Genomic DNA, 26,460 nt, shown 5'->3' with positions numbered 1-26,460 from the left:
TATAAAAAAGATTGTATTAATAGTGAGTAAACCTAATTTATTTAAAATATCAAGCAGCTTTTTTAGTCTTTTTTCTTCTTCCCCACCAAACTAAAAATCCTGTTACAGGAAGTGAGGCACAAATTAAGCTGACAATAAATGCAATAATTTTTGTAGGTAATCCTAAAATAGATCCTACATGAATGTCATAATTGGCTGCAATAGTTTTTTCACCGAAGTTTTTATCTTCGTGATTGTAGGTGTGCAGAAGTTCTCCCGAGTTTTCGTCAAAAATTAAGCTTGAATTTTTATGATAAGAATAAGAAAGATGTTTTACGAAAACTGAAAAATTCGGGTGTTCATGATCATCCATATGCGGATGTCCCAAATCAATTGAAAAACCATAAGAATTTGGATATTTTGCCTGAACAGTTGAAATTACTTTGTCTAAAGTACTCTCAGTTCTTGCTTCAATCGGAGCCTTTGTTGTGATGTGTGAAAAGTCTGGGTAGACTGTATTTCCTCCTGAAAAGACAAAATACATCATCATCTGAACGACTAAGAAAGCATAAAACAATCCTGTAATTGAAAATATTAAAGCAAATATTGAAGCGTAAAAACCTAAGATGTTATGAAGATCATAATTTTTTCTTTTCCAGCTTTTGATGTTTTTCCATTTGAATGAAAATCTTTGCTTTCTTGCTGCTTTATTTTTGGGCCACCAAAGAATGATACCGGAAATCAACATGATAACAAAAATAATAACCGGAATTCCGACAACATATTTCCCCCAATCCTGCTTCAGCAAAAAACTCCAGTGAATCATTTTTACAATGTTGAAAAAGCCATTTTTTTCATCATAAACTCTTAAAACTTTTCCGTCATAAGGATTTACGTAGGCAACTTTATAGATAGGAAATTCATCGAAATAATTCCATGCTTCGGTGTTGTGTTCGTACCAGAAAAACTGGTAAGCCATTTTTTTGTCAATAGGAATATTTACCCAATGGATTTTATATTTCTCTTTTACCTGAGCATCAACCGCTTTTTCTAAAACACGAATCGGAAGAACCTGTTTTTGAGAAATGTTTTGTTCATTATGATAAATGACCTCTTTTCTCGTGAAATTTTCAACTTCATCTTTAAAAACATATAAGGCTCCTGTAATTGAAATAATAAATATAATTAGACCGATAGAAAGACCAAGCCAAAGATGCAGTTTGCCTGTCCATTTTTTGAATAAGCTGGGTTTCTTTTTGTGGTGATGTTTTTTCTTCATGAATTTCTAAAGTTGTGCAAAGATATAATTTTCAATTTTTATTTAGATTAATTCAAATTTACCTTAAATAAATCTGCCAAACTACGTGCGCAGTTTGGCAGATGATTGATTTGGAATTTTATTAAAACTTGTAAGCAATCGTTCCTAAGAAATTTGCCAAGATTTGCGGATTTGCAGTAGAATATCCTGTCCAATAATGCTCATTAGTAAAGTTGTCTACTTTGACCCCGATTCTGAATTTCTTGGCATCGTAAAATGCATTGGCATTCAAAACGAAATATTTTGGTAAAATAAAATCTCCTGTTACATTATTGTCACTTGCATAATTTCCACCAATTCCGAATCCAAGACCTTTTACTTTTCCATCAACAAATTGATAAGCCAGATTGAAATTTGCATTCCAGAAAGAACCTGCTGTTGTTGGTCTCAAATCTGTAGATTTGTCTACTGTATCATTGTAAGCCAAACCTCCGACTAAAGAGAAACCTTTTACAAGATATGCGTTAACTTCCAGCTCAAATCCTTTACTTAGTGTAGATGCGACCTGCTGTTGTACTGAAACAAAGTTTGGAGCAAACTCTCCCGTGTACAGCAATTGATTTTTCACTTGAATGTTGTAGTAAGAAACCGTTGCGTTGAATCTGTTTTTAAATAAGCTCGCTTTGAAACCTCCTTCAAATTGATTTCCTCTTTCAGGGTCAGATAGAGTTGTATTTCCAATTACATCAGAAGTGTAGTATCCGTTAGACTTAAAAGAGTTTTGATAATTTCCGAAAACAGAGAATGTTCCTTTTACAATTTCGTAAACAATTCCAGCTTTCGGCGAAAATGCGGATTGGTTGAATGCTTTCTCTGCGTTTGGTCCAGACATTCCACCCAGATAATCATTATTTTCATAACGAAGTCCAGCCATAATGTGCAAGTTTGCAATCGGAGTGAATAAGTTGGAGATATATCCTGAATAGGTATTTAGATCTCTCAAATAATCCCAGGTTGAAACATTTGTGGGATTTGCATAAAGTGCAGATAATGCATCGGCATTCATTCCGGAATAATCTGCACCTGAAGCTGCTACAGTATCAAAGTTGGAGTTAAGATATTTGTAACGCAATCTTTCTGTTGTTCTCATATAATCAAAACCAACAACTGTTCTGTTTTTCATTCCATTTGAGAAGTCGTAATTAAAATTGAAGTTTTGTTGAATCTGAAACCATGATTTTTTACTGCCATTTGTAGATTGGTCTGCTCTGGCAACATTATATGAAGATGACGCAACATCATAAGCTACAGAAAAATAAGGATTGTATCCGTCTGAATAAGAATCGGAATTATTAATGTAAGTATTTGATGTAATATTATCGCTGATTTTCCATTTCACGTTTCCAAAAATATTGGAATTTCTAGCAGTCATGTACAAGCCTTTTCCGGTGTAAGATTCTTTATAATCTAAGCCTGCCACCTTTTCTAAATCTTTCATATTATCGATTCCGTTCAAAGTTTTTGGAGAAAGATAGAAGAAATAAGGATTTGCTGTTACTCGATTTCGGAACAATTCATAATCAACATTCAGCTGAACTTTTTCTGAAACATTCCAGGTCAAACTTGGAGCGAATGTCGTGTACTGATTTCCTGCATTAGGTTTAGTGAAATTCCCTTCGTTTGTATAAGCTGTATTTACGCGGAAAAGTAAGTCTTTTGTAATGGGAGCGTTTATATCCGCAGTTGCTCTATATGTATTATAACTTCCTGCAGAACCCGAGACTGCACCAAAGAAATTTTGCTGAGGTTTTTTAGTCACTCTATTAATAAGACCACCATACGAAGCTACTGTACTTCCGTAAAGTGTTCCCACAGGACCTTTCAAGAATTCCAGCGTTTCAACATTTATTGCATCAATTGTAGAAGTAACGGGAGCAACCACACCATTTCTCGTAGAAGCTTGAGAGGGGAAACCTCTCAAAACGAAAAATGAACCGCCATCTCCGGCTCTTCCTGTAGGATTCCACATTTTTTGCAAACCGGTTACGTTTCTGTAAGCATCATCCACCGTGAAAATATTCTGATTTTCCAAAATTCCTCTATCGATGGAAGAATAAACTTGTGGATTCTCGATAAAGCTTATCGGCATTTTGTTGGAAGATTCGGTATCGAGTTTCTTCACCATCTTATTGATGATTACTTCTTCTATATTTTTTGAGTTGACAGAATCTTTCTCTTGTGCAAACGTTATCATTGAACCCAACAATAAAGCGCAAACCAATAGTTTTTTCATGAAGCTTATTTTTTTGCAAATATATTCTTTTTAATTATTCTAAATAAATTAAACAATTGATATTTATCATGTTTAATTTATAAGTATTATTCATTAAATAAGAAAAACCCACTTCATTTGAAGTGGGTTTTTATGAAATTTACAATTTATCTCTTATGCGGGAATTTCTCCTCTATATAAGAATGAAATAATTTCTTTGTTCATTTTGTCAACCATTTCGCTGAACAATTGGAAAGATTCTTGTTTATAAATAACTAAAGGATCTTTTTGTTCGTAAACAGCTCCTTGAGATGATTTTCTTAAATCATCCATTTCACGAAGGTGAAGTTTCCAGTTTTCATCGATGATTGATAAAGTGATATTCTTTTCAAAATCGTTGATTAAACTGTCACACTTTGTATCATGAGCTTCTTTCAAATCAGTTACGATTGTAGTGGTTTTAATACCGTCTGTGAAAGGAACCTGAATCATCTTGAACATTGAACCCTGATTCTGATAAACATTTTCAATAATTGGGAACGATTTTTCTTTCAGAAGATTTAGTTTCATGTCGTAATCAGCCTGAGCAGCTTTGAAAAGCATATCGGTAAGTTCCGGAATCTGTTTAGATTTAAAATCATTTTCAGAAATAGGAGATTCCATTGTGAAGTTTTTAATGATTTCAAATTCAAAATCTTTATAGTTTCCGGTTGCTTTGCCTTTAGCCACAATAGAATTTGAAACATCAAAAATCATATTCGCAATATCATACTTCAAGTGATCTCCGAACAATGCATTCTTTCTTCTTTTGTAGATTACGTCACGTTGCTTATTCATTACGTCATCATATTCAAGAAGTCTCTTTCTTGTTCCAAAGTTGTTTTCTTCCACTTTTTTCTGAGCTCTTTCGATAGATTTAGAAATCATAGAGTGCTGAATAACTTCACCTTCTTTATGACCCATTCTGTCCATCATTTTAGCAATTCTTTCAGAACCGAATAAACGCATCAAGTTGTCTTCCAAAGAAACATAGAACTGAGAACTTCCAGGATCTCCCTGACGTCCTGCTCTACCTCTCAACTGTCTGTCAACACGTCTTGAATCATGTCTTTCTGTTCCGATAATAGCTAAACCACCAGATTCTTTTACTTCTTTAGAAAGTTTAATATCGGTACCACGACCTGCCATATTGGTTGCAATAGTTACAACTCCCGGTTGACCAGCTCCTGCAACGATTTCTGCTTCTTTTTTGTGAAGTTTTGCATTCAACACTTGGTGTTGAATTTTTCTTAAACTTAGTGCTTTTGACAATAATTGTGAAATCTCAACAGAAGTTGTTCCCACCAATACAGGTCTTCCTGCTGAAGTTAAGTTTTCAATTTCTTCAATTACTGCATTATATTTTTCTCTGTTGGTTTTGAAAACCAAATCTTGTCTGTCATGTCTCTGAATTGGACGGTTGGTTGGAATTACCACAACATCTAATTTATAGATCTGCCAAAGTTCACCAGCTTCAGTTTCTGCTGTACCAGTCATTCCCGCCAATTTGTTGTACATACGGAAATAATTTTGAAGAGTAACCGTTGCAAAAGTCTGAGTAGCTGCTTCGATTTTTACACTTTCTTTAGCTTCAATCGCTTGGTGAAGACCGTCTGAATAACGACGACCTTCCATAATACGACCGGTCTGTTCGTCAACAATTTTTACCTCACCGTCAATAACCACATATTCATCATCTTTTTCGAATAAGGTATATGCTTTTAATAATTGACTCATTGTATGAACTCTCTCAGATTTTTCAGCAAAATCAGAGAATAGTTTTTCTTTAGCTTCAAATTCTTCTTCTTTAGATAAATTTTTAGCTTCCACCTCAGCAATTTCAGTTCCGATATCTGGAAGAACGAAGAAATTGGCATCAGAATTTCCTTGAGACATGTATTCTACACCTTTGTCTGTCAAGTCAACCTGATTGTTCTTTTCTTCAATTACAAAGTAAAGGTCTTTATCTACAATCGGCATATCACGGTTGTTATCCTGCATATATTGCGCCTCAACTTTCTGAAGCAATGCACGATTTCCGCTTTCCGATAAGAATTTAATTAATTGTCTGTTTTTAGGAAGACCTCTGTAAGCCTGAAGTAATTTGAATCCTCCTTCTTTTGTATTTCCTGCTGCTATTAATTTTTTAGCCTCATTAAAAATAGCAGAAACAGTTTTTTTCTGTACCTCAACGATTCTGTCAATTGAAGGTTTAAGAATGTCAAATTCCTGTCTGTCTCCCTGAGGAACCGGACCAGAAATAATCAATGGTGTTCTTGCATCATCTACCAATACAGAATCAACCTCATCCACAATTGCGAAGTTTAGTTCTCTCTGCACCAACTCTGTAGGTGAAGTTACCATATTGTCTCTCAAATAATCGAAACCAAATTCGTTGTTGGTTCCGTACGTAATATCTGAGTTGTATGCTTTTCTTCTTCCGTCTGAATTCGGTTGGTGATTATCGATACAATCGATAGACATTCCGTGGAATTGGTACAATGGTCCCATCCAAGCCGAGTCACGTTTTGCCAAATAATCATTCACGGTTACAACGTGAACTCCTCTTTCAGGAAGTGAATTTAAATAAATAGGAAGTGTTCCCACTAAAGTTTTACCTTCTCCGGTTGCCATCTCAGCAATTTTTCCGCTGTGAAGAATCACACCACCAATAAACTGCGTGTCGTAATGCACCATATCCCAAAGTACGGGGGTTCCGGCTGCATTCCATGAGTTTTTCCAAACTGCCTGATCTCCTTGAATTTCAATGAAATCTTTTCCGGCAGCAGCAAGTTCTCTGTCCCAATCTGTTGCTGTTACACGAATTTCTCCGTTTTGAGCCCATCTTCTAGATGTTTCTTTAATCAAGGCAAAAGCTTCCGGAAGAACCTGTAAAAGAACTTTTTCTTCGATTTCGTAAGAATCTTTTTTCAAAGCTTCTATTTTAGAAAACAAAGCTTCCTTCTCATCAACATTGGTAGAGTTTTTTATCTGCTCTTTAATTTGTTCTATCTGCGCTGTGATACTGCTTGTCGCTTCTTTAATTTTAGATTTAAATTCAGCGGTTTTCTCTCTCAAACCATCATCAGATAATTCTCCGATTGCAGGCTCAACAGCTTTGATTTTTGTTACAACTTTTTTTACTTCCTTTAGGTCCTGCGCTTTTTTGTCTCCCAAAAACCCTTTAAGAACTTTATTTAAAAAACTCATAGAATTTGATTTAGGCTCAAAGCAAATTGCTTTAAGCATATTAAAATTACACGCTCTGGTGTATGTTATATATTTAAAAAGCTTTAAGTATACTACCTAAAGCTTAATGCTTTTCTTAATATTCGTCTTCGTTCCAAAGATAATCTTCATCTGTTGGATAGTCGCTCCAAATTTCGTCGATTGCATCGTAAATTTCTCCTTCGTCTTCAATTGCCTGAAGGTTTTCTACTACTTCCATTGGTGCACCAGTTCTAATCGCGTAATCGATAAGTTCTGCTTTTGTCATTGGCCAAGGTGCGTCGCTTAGGTATGATGCTAATTCTAATGTCCAGTACATAATTCTTTATTTTTTTGCAAAAGTATAAAAATAGGTTATATTATAAACTTTTTTTATGACTTGATTTTCAATTCTTTTATTAATTTTTGTCTATACTGACGGCAATTGCTGTGTTGAACATGATTGCGGCCGATTGATGTCATTTTCTCAAAAACCATTCCACAAATATTTTTGTGCCATTTTGGAAGTTTGTTGTAGGATTATAACCGATTAAATCTTGTGCTTTTGTAATATCGGCGCTGGTTTTTTGCACATCACCCGGTTGCATTGGCAGATTTTTCTTAATGGCAGATTTTCCTAAAAGGTTTTCTAGCGTAGAAAGCATTTTATTTAAATTAACAACTTCACTTTCTCCCAGGTTCAAAATCTCATAAATATTTGTGTTATTTTCTAAATATTTAATAGATTTTATAATTCCATCAATAATATCATCGATGTAAGTGTAATCTCTTGCCGTGTTTCCATCGCCGTAGAAAGGTATTTCTTTGTTTTCAGAAATGAGTTTTGTAAATTTGTGAATAGCTAAATCTGGTCTTTGTCTCGGTCCGTAAACGGTGAAAAACCTCAGCTGAATCATGTCGATATTATAAAGGCTGTGATAAACATGACCTAAAATTTCGCCACTTTTTTTTGTTGCAGCATAAGGAGAAATGGGGTAGTCTACGTTATCCGTTTCAGAAAAAGGAGTTTTCTCATTGTTTCCGTAAACGCTAGATGATGAAGCGCAAACAAACTTTTTAATACTAAATTGATTACAAAGTTCCCAAAGATTCATGGTTCCTCGGATGTTTACCTCTTCGTATTCTAAAGGTCTTTCAATCGAAGGTCTTACTCCTGCAAGAGCCGCTAAATGAATGACTTGGTTGATTTTATGGTTAGTGAATATTTTTTCTAAACCACTTTTGTCTCTTATGTCTTGGAAATATAAAGTATAATTGTCAGATTTTGAAATAGAAATTAAATTCTGAATATCATTTTCTTTATTAGAGAATTCAAATTCAATATTTTTCCCTAAAGATTCCAGGGTATTTTGAATTTTCACTTTATAATCATAAAAATCATCAAAGTTGTCAATGTTTATGACAGAATGTCCTTCTTTCAATAATTTTTCTACCAAATGAGAACCAATAAATCCGCTTCCTCCTGTTACGAAATATGTCATCTGAGTGTTTTAGTTGCACAAAAGTATAAATTTAAGAATTTCTTTCCTTTAATAATTTGATAATATTTGAGATATCAAGCTGAAAAATAAAGCGATTTTTAAATTCGGCTAAAAAAGTAATTAAAAAACGATGGCTTGAGTATTTCTTGTTTTCGTACTTTTACTTTTAAATTATTTAACATGCAGTTTCAGGGGCAAATTTTAAAAATGACGAGTTTCGATGCTCAACCTATCCAATATTATCTCAACCTTTCAGGGGATCTTATTCACATGAACGAATTGTTCGGAAAGGAAATGACTATAAAACATACAGGTTTTCAATGTGTAAATTGTGGTTTAGATAAAACAATTTACAGAATGGGATTTTGTAAAAGCTGCTTCTTCGAAAGTCCTTATGCAAGTGATACCATTATTCGTCCTGAACTTTCCACTGCGCACTTGGGAGTTGGCGAAAGAGATTTAGAAATAGAAAAACAAATCCAATTGCAACCGCATACCGTATATCTTGCATATACAGGTGATGTGAAAGTGGGTGTGACGAGAAATACGCAAATTCCCACACGATGGATCGATCAAGGCGCAACATTTGCTTTACCGATTGCCAGAACAGAAAACCGCTACGAAGCCGGAATGATAGAAGTTGCATTGAAAGACCATCTTCCCGATAAAACCAACTGGAGAAAAATGCTGCAGGATGATTTTGAAGACGAGATTGATTTGGCAGATTTTCAGCAAAAAATAAGAGAATATTTTCCTGAAGATTTCCAGCAGTTCTATTCGGAAGGTGAAGATATGTGGAAATTTGATTATCCGTTTTCGAAACCTGAAAAAGTGACCTCTTTTACTTTAGATAAAAAACCTGAATTTACAGGAAAATTAATTGGGATTAAAGGGCAATATCTAAGTTTTGAAGGTGGAAATTTTATGAATGTAAGAGGGCATGAAGGATATGTAATTGAGCTAACTGTTTAAAAATAATTGTAATGCGTTTAAATTTATAATCATGAAAAAACCTTGGGTTAAAAAGCTTTTAATAGGTCTTGGAATTTTATTTGGAATCGTTCTGATTGCCAATTTCGGACTCAACATCTGGCTCAAAACCCAGCTTCCTGATTATATCAAGAAAAATACAGATTACAAGGTTTCTTACAAATCTTTGGATGTCGATTTGGGAACCGGAAATATTTTCGCAACGGGAATTACCGTCAACAATAAAAATCCACAAAACATTAATGTAATTGGACTTCAAGGAACAATTGATACTTTAAAGATCAGTCGTTTCGGGATTTATGATGCGTTGTTTAATAAGACAATTAGTTCATCAGATTTATTGTTGGCAAAACCTAATCTGAATATTATCCTCGCAAAACCAAAAGATGTAAAAACAGGAAAGAAACCAAATCCTGTCAATTTTGAAAATATCAGAATCAATAAAGGAACAATTAATGTTTTTAAATACACCAAGCAGAAATTTGCAAGCGTTAATGAACTCGATTTATATGTCGAAAATCTTCAATTGACTGAAGAATCAGTAGAAAATAATCTTCCTGTCGTTTTTGATGAATATAAAATTACCGGAAAAGATTTTTTCTTTCAGCCTGATGATATTTACACTTTAAAAATTGCAAAAATCACTACTACAAATGGGCAAATGTCGGTGGAGAATTTCCAACTGATGCCCATTATTTCGTTTGAACAGTTTAAAAAAAATTATCCGAAAAAAACTCAAATGTTCCAGTTCAGTATTCCTAAAATGAGTTTTAAGGATATTGTTCTGAAAAAAAACAAGACTTCTTTATCAAATGCAGATTTCCAGAATGCTTTTTTGAAAGTTTATAAAACGGGAGTTATTGCAGTAAAAAAGGCTGAAAAGAAACAGAATTTCGAGCTTAATTTGGATATTATTAAACTAAATAATGCTAAAGTTCAGATTGTAAAAGCAGACGAATCTGATTTGTTTTTTGCGGAAGATTTAAGCGTGAATATTAATAAACTTGAATTTACCAAAGAAAGTTCGCAGGAAGTAATTCCGGTTTTGTATAAAAATTTTAAAATTTCAGGAAAAGGAATTCACTATAATGATGCTCAAGATATTTTTGTTGAGAATTTTAGCTTGAATCCCAAAGGTGGACAAATAAGAAATATTGTTGCAAAACCAACCAATTCGCCAAAAATGGCAATGGATTTTAAAACAAATCTGATTCAGTTTAACATCAATGAATTCAAATTTGTTGATAAAAAAATAAATCTCGATATAAAAGATGTTTTAATTGACGGAATCAACGGTAAAATTGCTGCAGGAAAAACTATTCCAAAGAAAAAAACGGCAGTGAAAGGAATTCAATTTCCGATTGTTGTGGGGGAAATTTTGCTTAAAAATTCAAATATTACGTACGAAAGCGAAAATCAGCCTTTAACTTTTAATGATTTAAATGTAGCCGTAAATCAGCTTGAATTGGTTGAAAATGGTGCAAAAAACGGAATGGCAGTTAAAATAAAAGATTATGTTTTAACAACCAAAAATTTCGATTACAAAACGAAATTCTATAGGATGAGCGGCGGAAGTTTGGCTTTAAATAAAAACAAAGTCGAAATCAATCAGTTTACAATGGTACCTCTGGTTTCCAGAGCTCAGTTTATCAGAATGATTCCTGTGGAAAGTGATTTGTATGACATAAAAGTTAATCAAATTTCTGCCCAGGGAAATTGGGATTTGTTTTCAGAAAATAAATCAATTAATGCGGCAAATGTTACGATCAATTCTGCGAATGCTAATATTTTCAGATCTAAAATTCCTGCAGATGATCCTAAAATAAAGCCTTTGTATTCTAAAATGCTAAGGTCGATTAAAATTCCAATGTTTATCAATCAACTTCAATTGAAAAATTCGGTTTTAGAGTATGAAGAAGATACACCGAAAAGCAGCGGGCCAGGGAAATTGACATTCACAAATTTTAATATGAATGTAAAAAATCTGAATTCTGCAAAAATGAAAGGTAAACCAACAAATGTTCAGATAAAAATTGACTGTACGTTTATGAAAACCTCACCACTTTCTGTCAATTGGGGCTTCAACACTGCGGATCAAAACGATCATTTTACCATTGCGGGAAAACTTAGTAATATTCCGGCAGTTGCTCTGAATGCATTTGTGGTACCTTACATGAGCGTTACAGCAACCGGAACAATTCAGGAAATGATCTTTAATTTTAAAGGAAATCCGAAAGGAATTGGAGGAGCTTTTAATATTAAACATAAAGATCTAAAAGTTTCAATTTTAGATAAAAACAGCAAAGAGAAAAAGGGAGTTTTGAGTGCAGTTGCCAATATTTTCATTAAATCAGATTCAGGTAAATTTCCGGAATCGGTTGTTGTAGAAGATGTAGAAAGAGATCCTACAAAATCATTCTTTAATATGTTTTGGAAAGGAATTGAAGATGGTTTAAAAAAGACACTCATCGGAGTTAACGTCGATAAAACTAAAAAGACCGTTGAAGGAGCTGTAAATACCGTAAAAGATGTGAAAAGTGGTGTGAAAGATGTAAAGAATTCTGTGAAGGAGGCAAAAAAAGATATTTCAAAAGAACTGGGTTCATCAAAAGCAAATGCTTCAGCTCAGAAAAAAGAATCTGAAAAACCGAAAGAAAAGAAAGGTCTGTTTAAAAGGGTTTTCAATAAAAAAGAAACTCCCAAAACTGAATAATTTTGGGAGTTTTATATATAAATTAGTTTGATTTAATATTCATCACTTTCCTGAATTGGAATATCTCGCAGAAAAGTATCAAATTCTTCACCGGGATAATTGCTGTCTGCACCATAAGAATCGATAATTATTCCTAAATTCTTATCATTATCCTGCAAAACATACAAAGCAATATTGTCATCTGGATTGCTATCGCCTTCAAAACGGTAAGTTTTTAAGATGACCAATTCCTCTGGAAGATAGTTTTTTTCAGAATTATCATACTTCATTTGGCACTCGTCATTCATTCTGAATTCTTTGTGTATTCCCCTTTTTCTCAAGGTTTCCATGACTTGACTTAGGGTCGACATTTGGTCATTATTTTCTGAATTTTCCATAATAATATTTTTATTTGTCAGTACAATTATTAAACCATAAATTAGAAAACGGGTTTTAACTCAGTATTAATAAATTTGCTATAAATATTAACAAAAATTGTCATATCAAAAATATAAAAAGGTACACTATTTGATAGAACACAATACAAAATCGTGAAAAACATGAAAAAAGAAGTAGGAGTTTTACTGGCAGGAGGAGTAGGTCTTTTGGCAGTAATAAGTTTTTTAAGCGTAAAGAAAATTTTAGGTAAAAAACACAAAAAGTACAACGAATACTATTCGGATCATCACAGACACTTTGATAAAAAAAGTGACGATGACGATCATGGTATTGAGTTCTACGCATTCAAATAGGAAGTAGTAAACAGATATAAATTTTTTATAAATCCGGCATCCGATTTTTTTGGAATGCCGGATTTTTTTGTGGAAAACTTTAGTGTTAAAACTTATTATTTTACAGAAATTCCATTCTACTTTTACATCAGAAATGCAGAACGAAAATATCATAAAAGGTCAGGGAGCGCAGCGAAATGTTATCAACCGTTTCGATAAATATACTTTTGAACCTGAAGATGAAGATTTTGAACCTGTAAAAACCACTTTCACCGAAGTTTTCCCGAAAACAATTGTTAATCAGGTGAAAAGTGAAGATTTGCCGATGGAATATTCGATGAATCCTTATCAGGGTTGTGAACACGGATGTTCTTATTGTTTCGCCAGACCAACGCATGAATATTGGGGGTATAGCGCCGGAATTGATTTTGAAAGAAAAATCATGGTCAAAAAAAATGCTCCCGAACTGCTCGAAAAATTTTTCAGAAAAAGAGGTTATAAACCTGAGCCGATTTTACTTTCAGGAAACACTGACTGTTATCAGCCTGCTGAAAGACAATTTGAAATTACAAGACAATTGCTGCAGGTCTGTCTCGATTATAGACATCCTGTCAATGTTCTTACGAAAAACGCAATGGTGTTGCGAGATTTGGATATTATCAAACGGATGGCTGAACAGAATTTGGTTTCTGTTTCTTTAAGTATTCCGACTATCAACGAAGATTTGCGTAGAAAAATGGAACCTAGGACGAGTTCATCAAAAAATAAACTGAAAGCTGTCGAAATTTTGTCTGAAAATGGAATTCCTGTTAATGTAATGGTTGCACCAATTATTCCCGGATTAAACAGTGATGAACCTTTAGCGATTTTAAAAGCTATTTCAGATGTGGGAGCACAAAGTTTTGGCTATACTTTGGTGAGATTAAATGATACCGTAGAACCCGTTTTTGTAAAATGGATTGAAGATGCTTTTCCCGACAGAGCACAAAAAGTTTTAAACCTTATTCGCTCAATGCGCGGCGGAAAATTGGGTGACAAAAGAATTTTTGAAAGAATGAAAGGTGAAGGAAATATTGCTGAAATGATTCACAATACTTTTAAAATCGGAAGAAAGAAATATTTCGATGGAAAAGAATTTCCAAAACTTTCAACGGATGGTTTTACGGGGACGAGGGAACAGCAGTTAAGATTGTTTTGATAAAAAAATGTTGTGCTAATCGTACGGGTTTCCATAGAAGATTTTAAAGATATGGTCTGCCTAAAAGTTACTTCTTTTTAATACACAAAAAAAATCTGTGGGAATCTGTGAAATCTGTGGGAGAATTATTTTATGTGGATTTCATAGATGATGCTGTTGAAAATAAAAAACCGAACTCAAAAGTCCGGTTTTAAAATTATTTTTTAATTAATCCCAATTCAATTAATCTTTCGTGTAAAAATTCTCCTGCAGTTGTATCTTCATACAATTTTGGGTGATTTTCATCTACACAATTTTCAAGCGCATTCAGCGACATTTCGCTCACAGGATGCATAAAGAAAGGGATAGAATATCTTGAAGTTCCCCACAATTCTCTTGGCGGATTAACCACTCTGTGAATCGTAGACTTTAACTTATTATTGGTATGTCTCGAAAGCATATCTCCAACATTAATCATCAATTCGTCTGGTTCTGCAATCGCATCGATCCATTCTCCTTTGTGATTTTGAACCTGGAGTCCTTTTCCCTGAGAACCCATCAGAAGAGTAATTAAGTTAATGTCTCCGTGAGCTGCAGCTCTTACTGCATCATCGGGCTCCTGAGTGATTGGCGGATAATGAATGGGTCTCAAAATAGAGTTACCTTCTGCAATTTTATCATCAAAATAAAACTCATCCAAACCAAGATATAAAGCCAAAGCTCTCAACACATATTTTCCTGTTTTTTCAAGCATCTGATAAGTTTCCTTACCTACTTCATTAAATTTTGGAAGTTCGTCTACGATCACATTATCAGGATATTGGCTTTTGTATTTTGAGTCATCCGAAACGTATTGTCCGAAATGCCAAAACTCTTTCAAATCACCCTTTTTAAATCCTTTTGCAGTTTCTTTTCCGAAACCTACATAGCCTCTTTGTCCACCAATTCCGGGGATCTCGTACTTTTGTTTGGTTTCTGTGGGGAGTTCAAAGAAGTTTTTTACTTCTCCATAAAGATCATCTACGAGTTGGTCATCCAGGAAATGTCCCTTAAGGGCTACAAAACCAATTTCTTCGTAAGCTTTTCCGATTTCATTTACAAATTTCTGTTTGCGTTCCGGGTTGTCCGAAAGGAAATCACGCAGGTCTACACTAGGTATTTTATCCATTTTATAGAAATTTTACGTGGGGCTAATTTACAGATTTTTTGGCTTAAATGATTTTACAATTAATTATTTATAAACTAAATTTGCTCTATGAAATCGACAATGGCTCAATTAGTAAATAAATACGAGAAAATTAAAGCGATTGCATTTGACTTTAAAAAAACAATAGAAATTTTCAAATGAAAAAATATTCCTCCAAGAGAAGTATTCAGGTACTTGCCAATCTTTTTCAGCAATACGGAATTTTAGACGTTGTCATATCTCCAGGATCCAGAAATGCTCCTTTGGCAATACATTTTTCGGAAATGGATGATTTCAATTGTTTCAGTATTGTTGATGAAAGAAGTGCAGCCTTTGTAGCTCTTGGGATGGCAATGAGTGAGAAAAAACCGGTTGCAATTACCTGTACGAGCGGTTCTGCAGCGGCAAATTATTATCCTGCCGTAACTGAAGCTTTTTATTCAAACGTTCCAATGTTGATTTTGACGGCAGACCGACCTACGGATTACGTTGACTTGTTTGACGGGCAAACCATAAGGCAAAACAACCTCTTTCATCAGCATTCTTACGGAGATTTTCAATTGATGGAAGACAGCAAAGATGATGCGGAAAATATCAATTCAGATATTATAAAAAAAGCAATCGAGCTTTGTTTTGAAAAACAAGGTCCGGTTCACATCAATATTCCTTTGGAAGAGCCTTTGTACGAATTGGTTTCAGAACTTCCTACTTTTCCTCAAGTGGAAAAAACAATAAAAAAGAAAGATTACGAAATTCCTTCAAATTTAGTGGCAGACTGGAATACTTCACAGAGAATCATGATTTTGGTCGGGACAAAAGATTACAGTCCTGAGCTGGAAAATCAGTTAACGCAACTGGTTAAAAATCATTCCGTCGTTGTTTTAAGTGAAGCTAATTCAAACTTATATCACGAAAAGTTTTTCAGACATATCGACCGTTACATTTTTGCCTTTACAGAAGAGGATTTTAAAACGTATGCTCCGGATTTATTGATTACAGTCGGGCAAAATGTGGTTTCAAAAAAAGTAAAACAGTTTTTAAGAAATGCACATCCGAAACAGCATTGGCATTTGGATGAGGTTTGGCAACCCGATACCTATTTTGCTTTAACCCAAAAATTAGAAATCAAGCCTGAAGTTTTCTTTTCTAAATTGTTAAATTTTATCAACTTAGAACCAAAACCTTACTACAATCTTTGGGATGTTCTACGAGATAAAAAAGATAAAAAACATAAAGACTTTTTAAACCTAACAGAGTTTTCAGATTTTTATTTCTTTAATAAAGCTTCTCAAAGCATTCCTGAAAATTACAATATCCATTTCAGCAACTCGTCGGCGATTCGTTATGCACAGTTGTTTGATTTTGGTAAAAGAAAGATGTACTGCAACAGAGGAACCAGCGGAATTGACGGTTCAACTTCTACAGCGATGGGTTTTGCCATTAAAAATGCAAATCCGACTTTGTTGATTACCGGAGATTTAAGTTTTTTCTACGATATCAATGGCCTTTGGAATCAATATATTCCACCATTTACCAGAATTATTATTTTCAATAACGGAGAAGGGAATATCTTTAAAATCATTCCAGGACCAGGAAATGCCAACTCCAATACAGTTGACGAATTTATCGCGACAAAGCATCATAAAAATGCTGAGTTTCTAGCGAAGCATTTCGGTTTTTCTTATGTGAAAGTAGATGACGACGGAACGTTAGACCGTGTTTTTGATAATTTCTTCAAACCTGATGTGCAGCCTAAAATAATGGAAGTCAATACACAAGGTAAAAACAATGCAGATACACAGAAGGCTTATTTTAATTTTTTAAAGGAAAGCTAAGAAATATTGAACCATTAAGGATGTTAAGCTGTTAAGACAGTTTAAGCAAAAATCTATAGATTTTTCAAACAAGCCTAATATAATCTCGAAACTTTTAAATAAAAAATGATTGCACGCAGTATGTTATAATTGAAAGTACTCGTGTTTCTTTGTTAAGTTTACGCCTTTGTATTACTTAAAAACAGTAAAGATTTAAAATTCTTTGTTTGACTTTGCGTTAGTTAAAATTTATAATATAAAAAAGCAGATTTATTCATCTCATAAATCTGCATCATCTGGGAGAGTATATTTTAAATTTACATATCCAAATAATCATCATTCCCCGGAAGATTGGTAATCTTCGAAATTGGATAGATAAACATATCATCAAAGTTATTCAGTGCGTTAATCAATTGAAAATGTGAGAATTCCTTGATGTTTTGTAAAGTGATTTCTGCTTCTTTGATTTTCTTTTTCTTTAAAAGATGTTGTCTTTGAACTCCGTTTAAAAGATAAGTTGACGGCGTAAACCATTCTTTCCCTTTTTGGAATAAAAGATTGGAAAAAGAAGTGTCTGTAATATGATTATTTTTTACGATGATGATTTCCTCAGCTTTAGATTTCATTTTCATTTTTTCCAACTCCTTACGGTCTTCAAACTTAAAGGAATAATCGTAAATGTTATTCTCAACCAATTGAAAATCCTGTATCTCCGGAATTGCATAAGGAATCATCATGGTTCTGAATTTCTTATCGAGATCATAAGTCAGTCTCAATTTATATAAACCATCTTCATCATGATTCAGATTTTTAAAGATTTTTTCCAGATCGATAGAACCTTCTTTCCCGAAATGGGCAAAAGTATCATTGACACGTTTTTGGTGAAATTCCAGCAGGAACAATTCCTGATCTTCTACTTTGATGCTTTCAATGAATTGGGACATAGATTTTATTTTTCATTTCTTCGTACTCGTCTTCTAACTTGCTCATGTGCGTGATTCCGCCGCCGCTTTTGAAATAGAGTTGGTCACCTTCTTTTTCGATAAAACGAATCATCACGCAACTGTCTAGATTCTCACCGTCAAACCAACCGCATACACCGGTATAAAAACCTCTGTCGAAGCCTTCTGCTTCTAATATAATTTCTAAAGTTTTGGGTTTTGGTGCGCCTAAAATCGAACCTGCCGGCAAAAGTTTCTGCATAATGCTTCCCACTTTTCCTTTAAATTCATCTTTTACATTTCCTGAAATTTCTGAACTCATCGCAAAAAGATTTTTTTGATGGGTTTTCAGAAAATCAATATATTGAAATTTATCTACCTTCACATCATCTGCGACCATGCTGAGATCATTTCTAAGCAAATCGACAACAGTATAATGTTCGGCTTTTTCTTTTTTATCGTTTTTTAAAACTTCTGCGGCATTCTCCAAAGATGCATCAATCGTACCTTTCATCGGATAAGTGAAAATTTTATCACTGATTATTTTAACAAAAGTTTCAGGAGAAAAAAATACGAAAAAATCTTTATATAAGACCTTGTATTTTGCCTGAGAATGAAAGAAAATTTCTTCTAAAGTCAAATTGGTTTCAATTTTTGTTTTTCGGGTGTAATTCGTTAGGTATGAATTCCCTAAGCGAATATTATTCTGAACTATATCAAAACCTTTTTTAAAGCTTTCCAATGATTCCGGGAAAGATTTCCATTCTGTTTTTTTATTTAATGCTTCCTGCTTTTCTGTGTTTGAAAATGATTGAAAATCAATTAATAAACCACTTTTTTCAATTTCATTTTGCTTGAAAATTTCTATTTGGTCAACGAGAAAGTCTATGATAAAGAGAAAGGGAACTTTCTGATGCGAAAGTTCATCCATTTCAATAAATTTTTGATGATTTGCCGAAAACATTCCGCAAAAGTAGTTATTGATGTTTACTTTTGCACAAAATATTTTTAATGCAGGAGAAATATCCACAAAAACCGGGAATTGATTTTATCTTAAAGCAGGCTTTTTTTTACTGGAATAAAACTTTGGTGTATCAACTGATGTTTTCAGTTATTTATTTGACTCTGTTTTTTACGGTTTTCTTTTATTTTTCGGGGCAGTACGGAATTATGGATCAGTTTTTTGGCGCAATGTCAAATTATATGAAAGTTGGTCCATCAGGAATGGAACAGTATAAAACAGATATTTCTACAATAATCGCAGGAAAAGGGTTTCAGAATTTTTATCTTGGAATTGTTGGAACTCAGATATTCCTTTATCCATTAAATCTGGGATTTTTTCAGATTTTCAGAAAAATTGATTTGAAAGAACCTGTCGAATTGAGAGATTTATTCGCCGGATACAATGGTCTTAATTTCTTCAGATATGCAAGCTATTTTATATTTTGGTATTTCTTATACAGCTTTATTGCTCAAACACTAATTCTTCCAATCTTTTGGGTATTGATCACAATATTTGTTGCGCCATTGATGTTTTTCCAAAACAAAACAATTTTTGAAGGAATTGCTTTAAACTGGAAAGCATTGAAGATGTATTTTATTGAAATTTTAGTTTGTACAATTGTTGCCGTTTTATTTAAATATGTAGGCTTCGGAATATTTTTGATTGGTGGATTGTTCACTTTACCATTTTGGAATGCAATGATTTATTCATTATATAAAACTATTTTTACAGAGAAAGTTAGATTTTGATAATTGTGTAACGTTTTGTTCTCAAAAAAAATTAAATTTGAGAAACATTAAAAATAAACACCATGTCAGAATTTAACGAATTTGATCAACAAGGTTCTGTTCCCGAAAGGAACACCAGTTCTATAATATCACATGCTTTCGAAATGTATAAAGGAGTTTTTCTTTATGGTCTCGTTATTATGATTATGTTTTTTATCGGAGATTTTGTTATTCAGAGTATTACGGGGTATAATTCATGGAGTGGTTTTAGGAATTTCAGAGATTTTGACGGAGATTATTCAAATTTTGTAAGTTGGAACCGACCTGGAGTTTCGTCCTATTATTCTGGCTATAGTTTTTTAAGTATTCTTTTATCTCCATTGTATGTTGGGTTGATTTATATCACCAATAAATTTAATACGAAAGAGCAGATAGATTTTTCTGATCTTTTTATAGGGTATCGTCAAAATCTGGGTAATATTTTATTGTATAGCTTGATTACGACTATTATACTTTGGATTTCATTTGCGATGTGTTTTATTCCTGTTATATTTGTTTATCCACTTTTCTTTCTGGGTTATCCAATTTTGTTGTTTGAAAATGCAACTGCTTTAGAGGCAATAACTAAAACATACAATCTTGTAAAAGAAAATTACAGTGTTTTTTTGGGAACTGCTATTTTGGGAGGGCTTATTAGTCTTTCAGGAATTATTTTATGTTGCGTTGGTATAGTTTTTACTGCGTGCTTCATGGAAGTTGCTATGTATTCTGCATACTGCGCTTACTTAGGCAAACCACGACAAATCACAAATAAATAAATGAAACCACACGACAAAGAAAATCAAATCAGCAGCGTAGTCATCAAACAGATTTTTCTACTTGCGATTATTCTGATTTTAGCGGCTTTAGTTTGCTTTAATCTTGCAATGTTTATTCCTTCCGTTTTAGGAGCGATTACGATTTACGTCGTTTGCAGGAAATACAATTTTTACTTGCAAGAAGAACGAAAATGGAAACCTTGGGCGTCTTCTTTGGTTTTGATGTTGGCAAGTTTAATTATCATTATTCTTCCAATTTATTTCATTATTGATTTGCTGGTTGAAAAGTTGGGTAATGCACAGGCTTACATGGATAAATTCAACATTTTTGTCGATAAAATTCATGATTTTGTTTATGCTAAAACTAATATTGATCTTCTGAGTAAAGAGAATATGAACAAGTTGAAAGGTTTCGCAGGAAAGTATTCTACGTCAGCGTTGAGCGGAACTTTTAATGTGTTGACAGTAGTTATGTCGATGTATTTCATTCTTTATTTTATGTTTGAAAAGCCAAGACTTTTTGAAAGAATTTTAGCTTCTGCAGCGCCACTGAAAAGAGCCAACGTTTCTATGATTGGAGAAAAAATGCGTAAACTGATTTTGGCAAATGCAATTGGACTTCCTGTAGTCGCAATCGGACAGGGAGTTGTGGCTTTAATCGGATATCTTATTTTCGGGGCTCCAAGTGCGATTTTACTTTTTGCATTAACTGCGGTTGCTTCGATGATTCCTATTGTGGGAGCTGCAATTGTGTATGTTCCTATCTGTATTTTTATGATTGCGGAAGGACAAACCGGACCTGGAATTGGTCTTGCAATTTATTGTTTAGTTGTTGTTGGCTTAACGGATAATGTACTTCGTTTTACCCTACTAAAAAAATTAGAAGATATTCACCCATTAAATACTGTTTTTGGGATTATTATGGGAATGAATTTATTTGGATTCATGGGATTGATTTTCGGGCCGATTTTGGTGTCTTTCACATTACTTTTAATCCAGGTGTACAGAAATGAATTTTCTGATGATGAAACCCCGGAGTTACAGCTTTCAGATAAAGACAAAGGCGAAGAGCTTGAAAATAAAATTGATTTAATAGTATAAAATAATGGAGCAGGGAATAAATCCTGAAATTTTGCAGGAAATATGTGTGGTAAAAATGCCTTTCGGAAAATATAAAGACACCATTTTGGCGGATCTCCCAATTAGTTACTTGGAATGGTTTCACCGACAAGGAATGCCTCCCGGAAAATTAGGGATGCAGCTTTCTACGATTTACGAAATAAAATTAAACGGGTTAATGGATTTATTGACGCCGATTCGTGGTGGAAAAGTAAGTTTTGAAAAACCTAAAACGAAGATTTATAAGTTTTAAAATATGCGGTTCCTACAGAGCCGCTAAAATCAACCTTTCAAGGCAACAATTTCGTCTCTTAATTTTGCAGCTTTTATAAAGTCTAAATTCTTTGCTGCAGCTTCCATTTCTTTTTGTTTTTGCGCTACCAATTTTTCAATATCTTCTGTGGCATAAGTTGCTTTTACTTCAGCAACCTTTTGAATGATTTCTTTTTGGGTGTATTTTTCATCAGGGAAATCTTTGCTCCTTCCCACAAGGTTTTCGGATATTTTCTTATTTAAAGCGGTTGGAACTTTGCCGTGTTCTTCATTATGAGCAATTTGTTTTGCTCGACGGTATTCTGTCTCATCTAATGCAGCCTGCATCGATTTTGTGATTTTATCGGCGTACATAATGGCTCTTCCGTTGATGTTTCTCGCAGCACGGCCAACAGTCTGAATCATCGATCTTCGGCTTCTCAACATTCCTTCTTTATCGGCATCTAAAATCGCAACTAAAGAAACTTCAGGTAAATCTAAACCTTCTCTCAGTAAGTTTACGCCAATTAATACATCAAAAAGTCCGAGACGAAGATCCTGCATAATCTGAATACGCTCTAAAGTTTCAACATCAGAATGAATATATCTGGTTCTGATTCCGAATTTTGTAAAATATTTGGTCAGTTCTTCTGCCATTTTTTTTGTCAGCGTTGTAACTAAAACTCTTTCGTCAATTTCAGCTCTTTTTCTGATTTCCTCAATAAGATCATCAATTTGATTTAAAGAAGGTCTCACTTCAATAATTGGATCTAAAAGTCCGGTTGGACGGATGATTTGTTCAATATATTCTCCGCCTGTTTTTTCCAATTCATAATCTGCCGGAGTTGCAGAAACATAAATAACCTGGTTTTGAATAGCTTCAAATTCCTCAAATTTCAACGGTCTGTTGTCCATCGCAGCGGGAAGTCGAAATCCATATTCTACCAAAGCTTCTTTACGGCTCCTGTCGCCTCCGTACATCGCATGAACTTGCGGTACAGTAACGTGACTTTCATCGATCACCATTAAATAATCTTTCGGGAAATAATCTAAAAGACAGAAAGGTCGCGATCCGGGAATTCTTCCATCAAGATAACGAGAATAATTCTCAATTCCGGAACAGTAACCTAGTTCTTTAATCATCTCAAGATCAAGCTCGGTTCTTTCCTGAAGTCTTTTTGCTTCTAAAGGTTTTTCAATGGATGAGAAAAAGTCAACCTGTTTTACCAAATCATCCTGAATGTCTCTGATTGCACCGTTCAATGTTTCTTTTGTCGTTACGAAAAGATTGGCAGGATAGATCTGAATCGATTCAAAGTTTGAAGTTACGTTTCCTGAAACGGGATCAAAGCTTTGTATTTTTTCAATTTCATCTCCAAAAAACTGAATTCTAATTCCGTTATCAGCATAAGCAGGATAAACATCAATCACATCTCCTTTTACACGAAATGTGCCTCTTTGAAACTCTCCCAAAGTTCTGGAATATAACGCGTTAACTAAAGAATGGAGTAGCGCTGTACGTGTAGTTTTTTCTCCAATTTCAAGTGAAATTAAAGATTTATGAAATTCAGAAGGGTTTCCGACACCGTAAATGCATGAAACTGAGGCCACAATTAAAATATCTCTTCTTCCTGAAAGCAAACTCGCAATGGCGGAAAGTCGTAGTTTTTCAACCTCTTCATTAATACTTAAATCTTTCTCAATATAAGTTCCTGAACTTGCAATATACGCTTCAGGCTGATAATAATCGTAGTAGCTGACAAAATATTCAATCGCATTTTCGGGATAGAATTCTTTAAATTCCATGAAAAGCTGAGCTGCCAAAGTTTTGTTGTGCGCCAAAACCAAAGTTGGTTTTTGTACATTATTCACAACGTTGGCAACGGTAAAAGTTTTTCCTGAACCTGTTACCCCAAGCAAAGTTTGATATTTTTCGCCGATTTCTATTCCGGCGGTTAATTTTTCTATTGCTTTTGGCTGATCTCCCGTTGGTTGATATTCTGATTGAAGTTTGAATTGCATATAACAAATTTAGCAAATAAAAAATGTAAGGAAGTAGAGCAAGATCATAAATATTATTTCATTATTACAGTTTTCCATTCCATCACTGCTTCCCCATTTGCTCGCATATCTGATATTTCTAAAAACTTAAATTTACCTTTTGCAGTTTTCTTATAAAGTTTATGAAAGTCTTTAAATGCTTCATACTTTCCATTGTTAAAAAAAAATGTAAACGTTGCTATTTGTTTCCATTTATTATTTTTAAGTGTCCAAATGTTAATACTTTTAAAAGCACTTGCACAGCTTGAATAATATTGCCCAATTTCGTTTCCTCCATCTTCGTCAATGTCGCCAATACTAAAAATACTTTCCGGATGACAACAGTTTGATTCGGTTTGCATTCTTGGAATTGTATTGTCGGTGAAATAATATGAGTCTCCATTCTCGCAATAACTTAATGCATGCAAAACAAACACTGAATCTATCTTTTTGTCACCATTCAAATCTCCTAATTGATTAAATCCCTGATTATAAAATTCATGAACAGTTTTCTTGCTCAATTTAATTGGATAACAATTATTTTTTGGATTGAAAAGCTCATATTTTGAAATGTCTAATTTGAATTTCCCTTTTAAGATAGAATCGTTTATATATTGAGTGTCATTCGAAAAGATTGAATCTTGAAAAGTACTGATTTTTATATCCTTTTTAGTTGGTGGTTTTTCTTGAACATCTGAAGTTGTAGTTATTTTTTTATTTTCAATTTCTTTATTGCAGGAAAAAAGAAAGAAAAAACTAATTAAGAAAATGAATGTTTTCATGTTTTGATTTTGTGAACATCTTTCAAATTTAATCATTTCACTAAGAAAGATTCTTCTTTCAAGTATAAAAACCGTAAAGCATTCACTTTACGGCCGGTTATAATATCACTTGGTGAAATTATTATATTTACTGTGTTTTTTTGTAAGTCTCAAAATTCATTGTTAAAGGCATCTTATATCTGTATTTTACAGCTTTGCCATCTTTTTGTGCTGGTTTCCATACTGCATCTTGGTTTGCAAGTTTTACTACTCTTATTGCTTCGGTGTTGAATTTCTCATTCTCTCCAGTTGCATTAAAATTATTTACTTTACCATTTTCATCAACATTAAAGTATATTACTGATTTTAAAGTGCCTTCATCTCCTGTCATTATCGGGCCATCAAAATTTGAAGCAACAAGACTTCTTAATTTACTTGCTCCACCGGGATATTCTGCAGGCGTAAGATCTACGGCTTGACCATAGGCGATATCCTGTGTTTTCTTATCTTCAACACTGGACAAATTGTTTTTTGCTTCAATATTTCTTTTTACAGGAATGGTATCTTTTCCTTTTACAAAATTTTTAGCTTTGAAACCCATTAAAACTCTAGGTTCTTCTTTACTGTATTTTTCATAGTATGCATTTGTCATCAAATTCACCTGAAAAGGTTGTGGATTTTTTTTGCTAATAGCATTTTTATATCTTTTGCTGACAAATTTGTGGGAAAAATCTGAAGCTTGATAGTTTTTTAAAACTGTATTATCTACTTTTTTTTCATCAATCCACAATCCGTATTTTTTTGAATTTGAGAATTCTTTAAGATCATTTTCATTTAAAGAATTCTTTTCAAATTTTTTAGAAGTATGAAATATAAATGGAAGCTCGTCTTTTTGATTTTCTGTAAGCTGAGCGTATAACTCGATTAATCTTTGTCGGTCCTCTGCAGTTATTTTTCTATCAAATTCTGCATACTTTTTATCATTTAATAAAGCTTGATATTTGTTGAGGATTTTTTGAACTTCTTCGTATGGACTGCCTGAAAATACTTTTGAAATAACATTATCTTTTTCAATGCTTAAAATTTCTGAACTTTCTTTCGCATAAGTCTTTTCAGCAAATACAATTGTCAATACCGCAAATGCAGGAATTGCAAAATATTTTTTAGCCTTCGCAAATTTTGAATTCTTTTTTGTCATCATAATAAATCTTTTTTTAGTGTTATTAAAATTAAATTGGTGTATTAGAGCTAAATTTTGTTGCTTTAAAATCTCCTGTAAAATCAGCTCCTGATATTTTTTCACATTTTTACTTTCAAGAATTACGCTTTCATCAGCGATAAATTCATGATTGTTGATCATCGCTTTTTTATAGAAATACATAAATGGATTAAACCAGGAAATAGCTTTTAAAATCTCTACAAAAAGTATATCAGCAGAATGTTTTTGTTTTATGTGAATTTCTTCGTGAAGAAAAATAGCATTATCAATCTTTGAATCTTTCAAGTAATTTTCAGAAAGATAAATTGTGTTCCAGAAGCTGAAAGGTGCAAGATTTTGTTGTAAAAGAAATACTTTTCTGTTCTGATAAATGATTTTTTGTCCTTTTAATCTCTTAATTTTTAAAATTGAATAGATGATTTTTAAAAGTAGAATTCCTGTAATGATAAAGTAGACGATGATAAGAATTTCTGTAAAATCAAAACTTTCCTGCTGAATAATTGGAGCTTGCAAAATAGGCTGTTCAATTCCTCCTACAAAAACAGTTTCCGGAATTTCTTTTTCAACCTGTTTTGTTTCTATTGTTGCAAATGGAATTGAAAATGAAAAGATTAAAGCCAAAATAAGATAAAATCGATTGAATATAAAGGTTCTTTCTTTAGCCAGAAATAAATGATACAATCCCAACAAAACCCCGGAACAAAGGATTGTTTTTAGAATTATGGTTTCCAT

General features: G+C 33.3%; 21 protein-coding genes. 9 read left to right on the top strand and 12 right to left on the bottom strand.

What is annotated here, in order from left to right; all coding sequences use genetic code 11:
* Nucleotides 1-49 precede the first annotated feature (49 nt).
* The 5 genes from OEA66_RS12780 to OEA66_RS12760 form a co-directional block, all read right to left on the bottom strand.
* The gene (locus OEA66_RS12780; RefSeq protein WP_267281740.1) at nt 50-1,258 is read right to left on the bottom strand and encodes a PepSY-associated TM helix domain-containing protein; all 1,209 of its coding nucleotides are present in this window, start codon (nt 1,256-1,258) and stop codon (nt 50-52) included.
* A 121-nt stretch (nt 1,259-1,379) separates the two neighbouring features.
* Nucleotides 1,380-3,530 carry a TonB-dependent siderophore receptor gene (locus OEA66_RS12775; protein ID WP_267281739.1) on the bottom strand — a complete coding sequence of 717 codons (2,151 nt, stop codon included), beginning with the start codon at nt 3,528-3,530 and terminating at the stop codon, nt 1,380-1,382.
* Between the two features lie 153 nt (nt 3,531-3,683).
* Nucleotides 3,684-6,758, bottom strand: coding sequence for a preprotein translocase subunit SecA (gene secA, locus OEA66_RS12770; RefSeq protein ID WP_267281738.1), 3,075 nt, complete (start codon nt 6,756-6,758; stop codon nt 3,684-3,686).
* Nucleotides 6,759-6,873: 115 nt separating this feature from the next.
* Nucleotides 6,874-7,095 carry a DUF2795 domain-containing protein gene (locus tag OEA66_RS12765; protein ID WP_027382805.1) on the bottom strand — a complete coding sequence of 74 codons (222 nt, stop codon included), beginning with the start codon at nt 7,093-7,095 and terminating at the stop codon, nt 6,874-6,876.
* A 139-nt stretch (nt 7,096-7,234) separates the two neighbouring features.
* On the bottom strand, nt 7,235-8,257 hold the full coding sequence (locus OEA66_RS12760; RefSeq protein ID WP_267281737.1) for a GDP-mannose 4,6-dehydratase: 1,023 nt from the start codon (nt 8,255-8,257) through the stop codon (nt 7,235-7,237).
* Between the two features lie 180 nt (nt 8,258-8,437).
* On the opposite strand from OEA66_RS12760, the gene OEA66_RS12755 reads away from it, so the two are divergent.
* Nucleotides 8,438-9,229, top strand: a complete 792-nt coding sequence (locus tag OEA66_RS12755; RefSeq protein WP_267281736.1) for a DUF2797 domain-containing protein — start codon at nt 8,438-8,440, stop codon at nt 9,227-9,229.
* Nucleotides 9,230-9,260: 31 nt separating this feature from the next.
* A complete protein-coding gene (locus tag OEA66_RS12750; protein ID WP_267281735.1) occupies nt 9,261-11,960 on the top strand; it encodes an AsmA family protein in 2,700 nt (899 codons plus the stop codon).
* A gap of 32 nt (nt 11,961-11,992) precedes the next feature.
* On the opposite strand, the gene OEA66_RS12745 is transcribed toward OEA66_RS12750, so the two are convergent.
* Nucleotides 11,993-12,337 carry a hypothetical protein gene (locus tag OEA66_RS12745; RefSeq protein ID WP_267281734.1) on the bottom strand — a complete coding sequence of 115 codons (345 nt, stop codon included), beginning with the start codon at nt 12,335-12,337 and terminating at the stop codon, nt 11,993-11,995.
* A 162-nt stretch (nt 12,338-12,499) separates the two neighbouring features.
* Between OEA66_RS12745 and OEA66_RS12740 the strand changes: the two genes are divergently transcribed.
* Both OEA66_RS12740 and OEA66_RS12735 read left to right on the top strand, forming a co-directional pair.
* Nucleotides 12,500-12,691, top strand: coding sequence for a hypothetical protein (locus OEA66_RS12740; protein ID WP_267264069.1), 192 nt, complete (start codon nt 12,500-12,502; stop codon nt 12,689-12,691).
* A gap of 133 nt (nt 12,692-12,824) precedes the next feature.
* Complete coding sequence (locus OEA66_RS12735; RefSeq protein WP_267282007.1) at nt 12,825-13,868, top strand: PA0069 family radical SAM protein; 1,044 nt, start codon at nt 12,825-12,827, stop codon at nt 13,866-13,868.
* 196 nt (nt 13,869-14,064) lie between these two features.
* Here the strand turns inward: OEA66_RS12735 and OEA66_RS12730 are convergent, their stop codons facing one another.
* The gene (locus OEA66_RS12730; protein ID WP_129535624.1) at nt 14,065-15,015 is read right to left on the bottom strand and encodes an isopenicillin N synthase family dioxygenase; all 951 of its coding nucleotides are present in this window, start codon (nt 15,013-15,015) and stop codon (nt 14,065-14,067) included.
* Between the two features lie 176 nt (nt 15,016-15,191).
* Between OEA66_RS12730 and menD the strand changes: the two genes are divergently transcribed.
* Nucleotides 15,192-16,868 (top strand): 2-succinyl-5-enolpyruvyl-6-hydroxy-3-cyclohexene-1-carboxylic-acid synthase, encoded by a 1,677-nt coding sequence (gene menD, locus OEA66_RS12725; protein WP_267281733.1) that lies wholly within the window; start codon nt 15,192-15,194, stop codon nt 16,866-16,868.
* Between the two features lie 296 nt (nt 16,869-17,164).
* Here menD and OEA66_RS12720 read toward each other — a convergent pair whose 3' ends face one another.
* Entirely contained in the window at nt 17,165-17,791 is a 627-nt protein-coding gene (locus tag OEA66_RS12720; protein ID WP_267281732.1) for an aminotransferase class IV, read from the bottom strand.
* On the bottom strand, nt 17,775-18,752 hold the full coding sequence (locus OEA66_RS12715; RefSeq protein WP_267282006.1) for an aminodeoxychorismate synthase component I: 978 nt from the start codon (nt 18,750-18,752) through the stop codon (nt 17,775-17,777). The genes OEA66_RS12720 and OEA66_RS12715 overlap by 17 nt, the downstream gene beginning before the upstream one ends.
* 47 nt (nt 18,753-18,799) lie before the next feature.
* Here OEA66_RS12715 and OEA66_RS12710 point away from each other — a divergent pair, with 47 nt between their 5' ends.
* The 4 genes from OEA66_RS12710 (at nt 18,800) to OEA66_RS12695 (ending at nt 21,709) form a co-directional block, all read left to right on the top strand.
* Complete coding sequence (locus OEA66_RS12710) at nt 18,800-19,540, top strand: hypothetical protein (protein WP_267281731.1); 741 nt, start codon at nt 18,800-18,802, stop codon at nt 19,538-19,540.
* Nucleotides 19,541-19,602: 62 nt separating this feature from the next.
* Nucleotides 19,603-20,337: a beta-carotene 15,15'-monooxygenase gene (locus OEA66_RS12705; protein ID WP_267281730.1), complete on the top strand. Its 735-nt coding sequence runs from the start codon at nt 19,603-19,605 to the stop codon at nt 20,335-20,337.
* Nucleotides 20,338-21,438 carry an AI-2E family transporter gene (locus OEA66_RS12700; RefSeq protein WP_267281729.1) on the top strand — a complete coding sequence of 367 codons (1,101 nt, stop codon included), beginning with the start codon at nt 20,338-20,340 and terminating at the stop codon, nt 21,436-21,438.
* Nucleotides 21,439-21,454: 16 nt separating this feature from the next.
* A complete protein-coding gene (locus OEA66_RS12695) occupies nt 21,455-21,709 on the top strand; it encodes a DUF3820 family protein (protein ID WP_267282005.1) in 255 nt (84 codons plus the stop codon).
* Between the two features lie 29 nt (nt 21,710-21,738).
* On the opposite strand, the gene uvrB is transcribed toward OEA66_RS12695, so the two are convergent.
* The 3 genes from uvrB to OEA66_RS12680 all read right to left on the bottom strand — a co-directional run bounded on the left by uvrB (nt 21,739) and on the right by OEA66_RS12680 (nt 26,460).
* Nucleotides 21,739-23,730 (bottom strand): excinuclease ABC subunit UvrB, encoded by a 1,992-nt coding sequence (gene uvrB / locus OEA66_RS12690; RefSeq protein WP_267281728.1) that lies wholly within the window; start codon nt 23,728-23,730, stop codon nt 21,739-21,741.
* A gap of 53 nt (nt 23,731-23,783) precedes the next feature.
* A complete protein-coding gene (locus OEA66_RS12685) occupies nt 23,784-24,530 on the bottom strand; it encodes a hypothetical protein (protein WP_267281727.1) in 747 nt (248 codons plus the stop codon).
* Nucleotides 24,531-24,657: 127 nt separating this feature from the next.
* Nucleotides 24,658-26,460, bottom strand: coding sequence for a M56 family metallopeptidase (locus OEA66_RS12680; RefSeq protein ID WP_267281726.1), 1,803 nt, complete (start codon nt 26,458-26,460; stop codon nt 24,658-24,660).

Origin of the sequence: Chryseobacterium luquanense (assembly GCF_026460945.1) — a bacterium.
GTDB lineage: Bacteria > Bacteroidota > Bacteroidia > Flavobacteriales > Weeksellaceae > Chryseobacterium > Chryseobacterium luquanense.
The sequence above is the reverse complement of the archived record's forward strand: the minus strand, read 5'-3'. Positions and strand labels throughout refer to the sequence as shown.

Bases quoted from the DNA above. Each gene is read 5' to 3' on its own strand.
- OEA66_RS12750 (WP_267281735.1), top strand. From the start codon at position 9,261: ATGAAAAAACCTTGGGTTAAAAAGCTTTTAATAGGTCTTGGAATTTTA.
- secA (WP_267281738.1), bottom strand. From the start codon at position 6,758: ATGAGTTTTTTAAATAAAGTTCTTAAAGGGTTTTTGGGAGACAAAAAA.
- OEA66_RS12740 (WP_267264069.1), top strand. From the start codon at position 12,500: ATGAAAAAAGAAGTAGGAGTTTTACTGGCAGGAGGAGTAGGTCTTTTG.
- OEA66_RS12735 (WP_267282007.1), top strand. From the start codon at position 12,825: ATGCAGAACGAAAATATCATAAAAGGTCAGGGAGCGCAGCGAAATGTT.
- OEA66_RS12765 (WP_027382805.1), bottom strand. From the start codon at position 7,095: ATGTACTGGACATTAGAATTAGCATCATACCTAAGCGACGCACCTTGG.
- OEA66_RS12710 (WP_267281731.1), top strand. From the start codon at position 18,800: ATGCAGGAGAAATATCCACAAAAACCGGGAATTGATTTTATCTTAAAG.
- OEA66_RS12745 (WP_267281734.1), bottom strand. From the start codon at position 12,337: ATGGAAAATTCAGAAAATAATGACCAAATGTCGACCCTAAGTCAAGTC.
- OEA66_RS12705 (WP_267281730.1), top strand. From the start codon at position 19,603: ATGTCAGAATTTAACGAATTTGATCAACAAGGTTCTGTTCCCGAAAGG.
- OEA66_RS12780 (WP_267281740.1), bottom strand. From the start codon at position 1,258: ATGAAGAAAAAACATCACCACAAAAAGAAACCCAGCTTATTCAAAAAA.
- OEA66_RS12730 (WP_129535624.1), bottom strand. From the start codon at position 15,015: ATGGATAAAATACCTAGTGTAGACCTGCGTGATTTCCTTTCGGACAAC.
- OEA66_RS12755 (WP_267281736.1), top strand. From the start codon at position 8,438: ATGCAGTTTCAGGGGCAAATTTTAAAAATGACGAGTTTCGATGCTCAA.
- OEA66_RS12760 (WP_267281737.1), bottom strand. From the start codon at position 8,257: ATGACATATTTCGTAACAGGAGGAAGCGGATTTATTGGTTCTCATTTG.
- OEA66_RS12715 (WP_267282006.1), bottom strand. From the start codon at position 18,752: ATGTTTTCGGCAAATCATCAAAAATTTATTGAAATGGATGAACTTTCG.
- OEA66_RS12680 (WP_267281726.1), bottom strand. From the start codon at position 26,460: ATGGAAACCATAATTCTAAAAACAATCCTTTGTTCCGGGGTTTTGTTG.
- OEA66_RS12700 (WP_267281729.1), top strand. From the start codon at position 20,338: ATGAAACCACACGACAAAGAAAATCAAATCAGCAGCGTAGTCATCAAA.
- OEA66_RS12775 (WP_267281739.1), bottom strand. From the start codon at position 3,530: ATGAAAAAACTATTGGTTTGCGCTTTATTGTTGGGTTCAATGATAACG.
- OEA66_RS12685 (WP_267281727.1), bottom strand. From the start codon at position 24,530: ATGAAAACATTCATTTTCTTAATTAGTTTTTTCTTTCTTTTTTCCTGC.
- menD (WP_267281733.1), top strand. From the start codon at position 15,192: ATGAAAAAATATTCCTCCAAGAGAAGTATTCAGGTACTTGCCAATCTT.
- OEA66_RS12720 (WP_267281732.1), bottom strand. From the start codon at position 17,791: ATGTCCCAATTCATTGAAAGCATCAAAGTAGAAGATCAGGAATTGTTC.
- uvrB (WP_267281728.1), bottom strand. From the start codon at position 23,730: ATGCAATTCAAACTTCAATCAGAATATCAACCAACGGGAGATCAGCCA.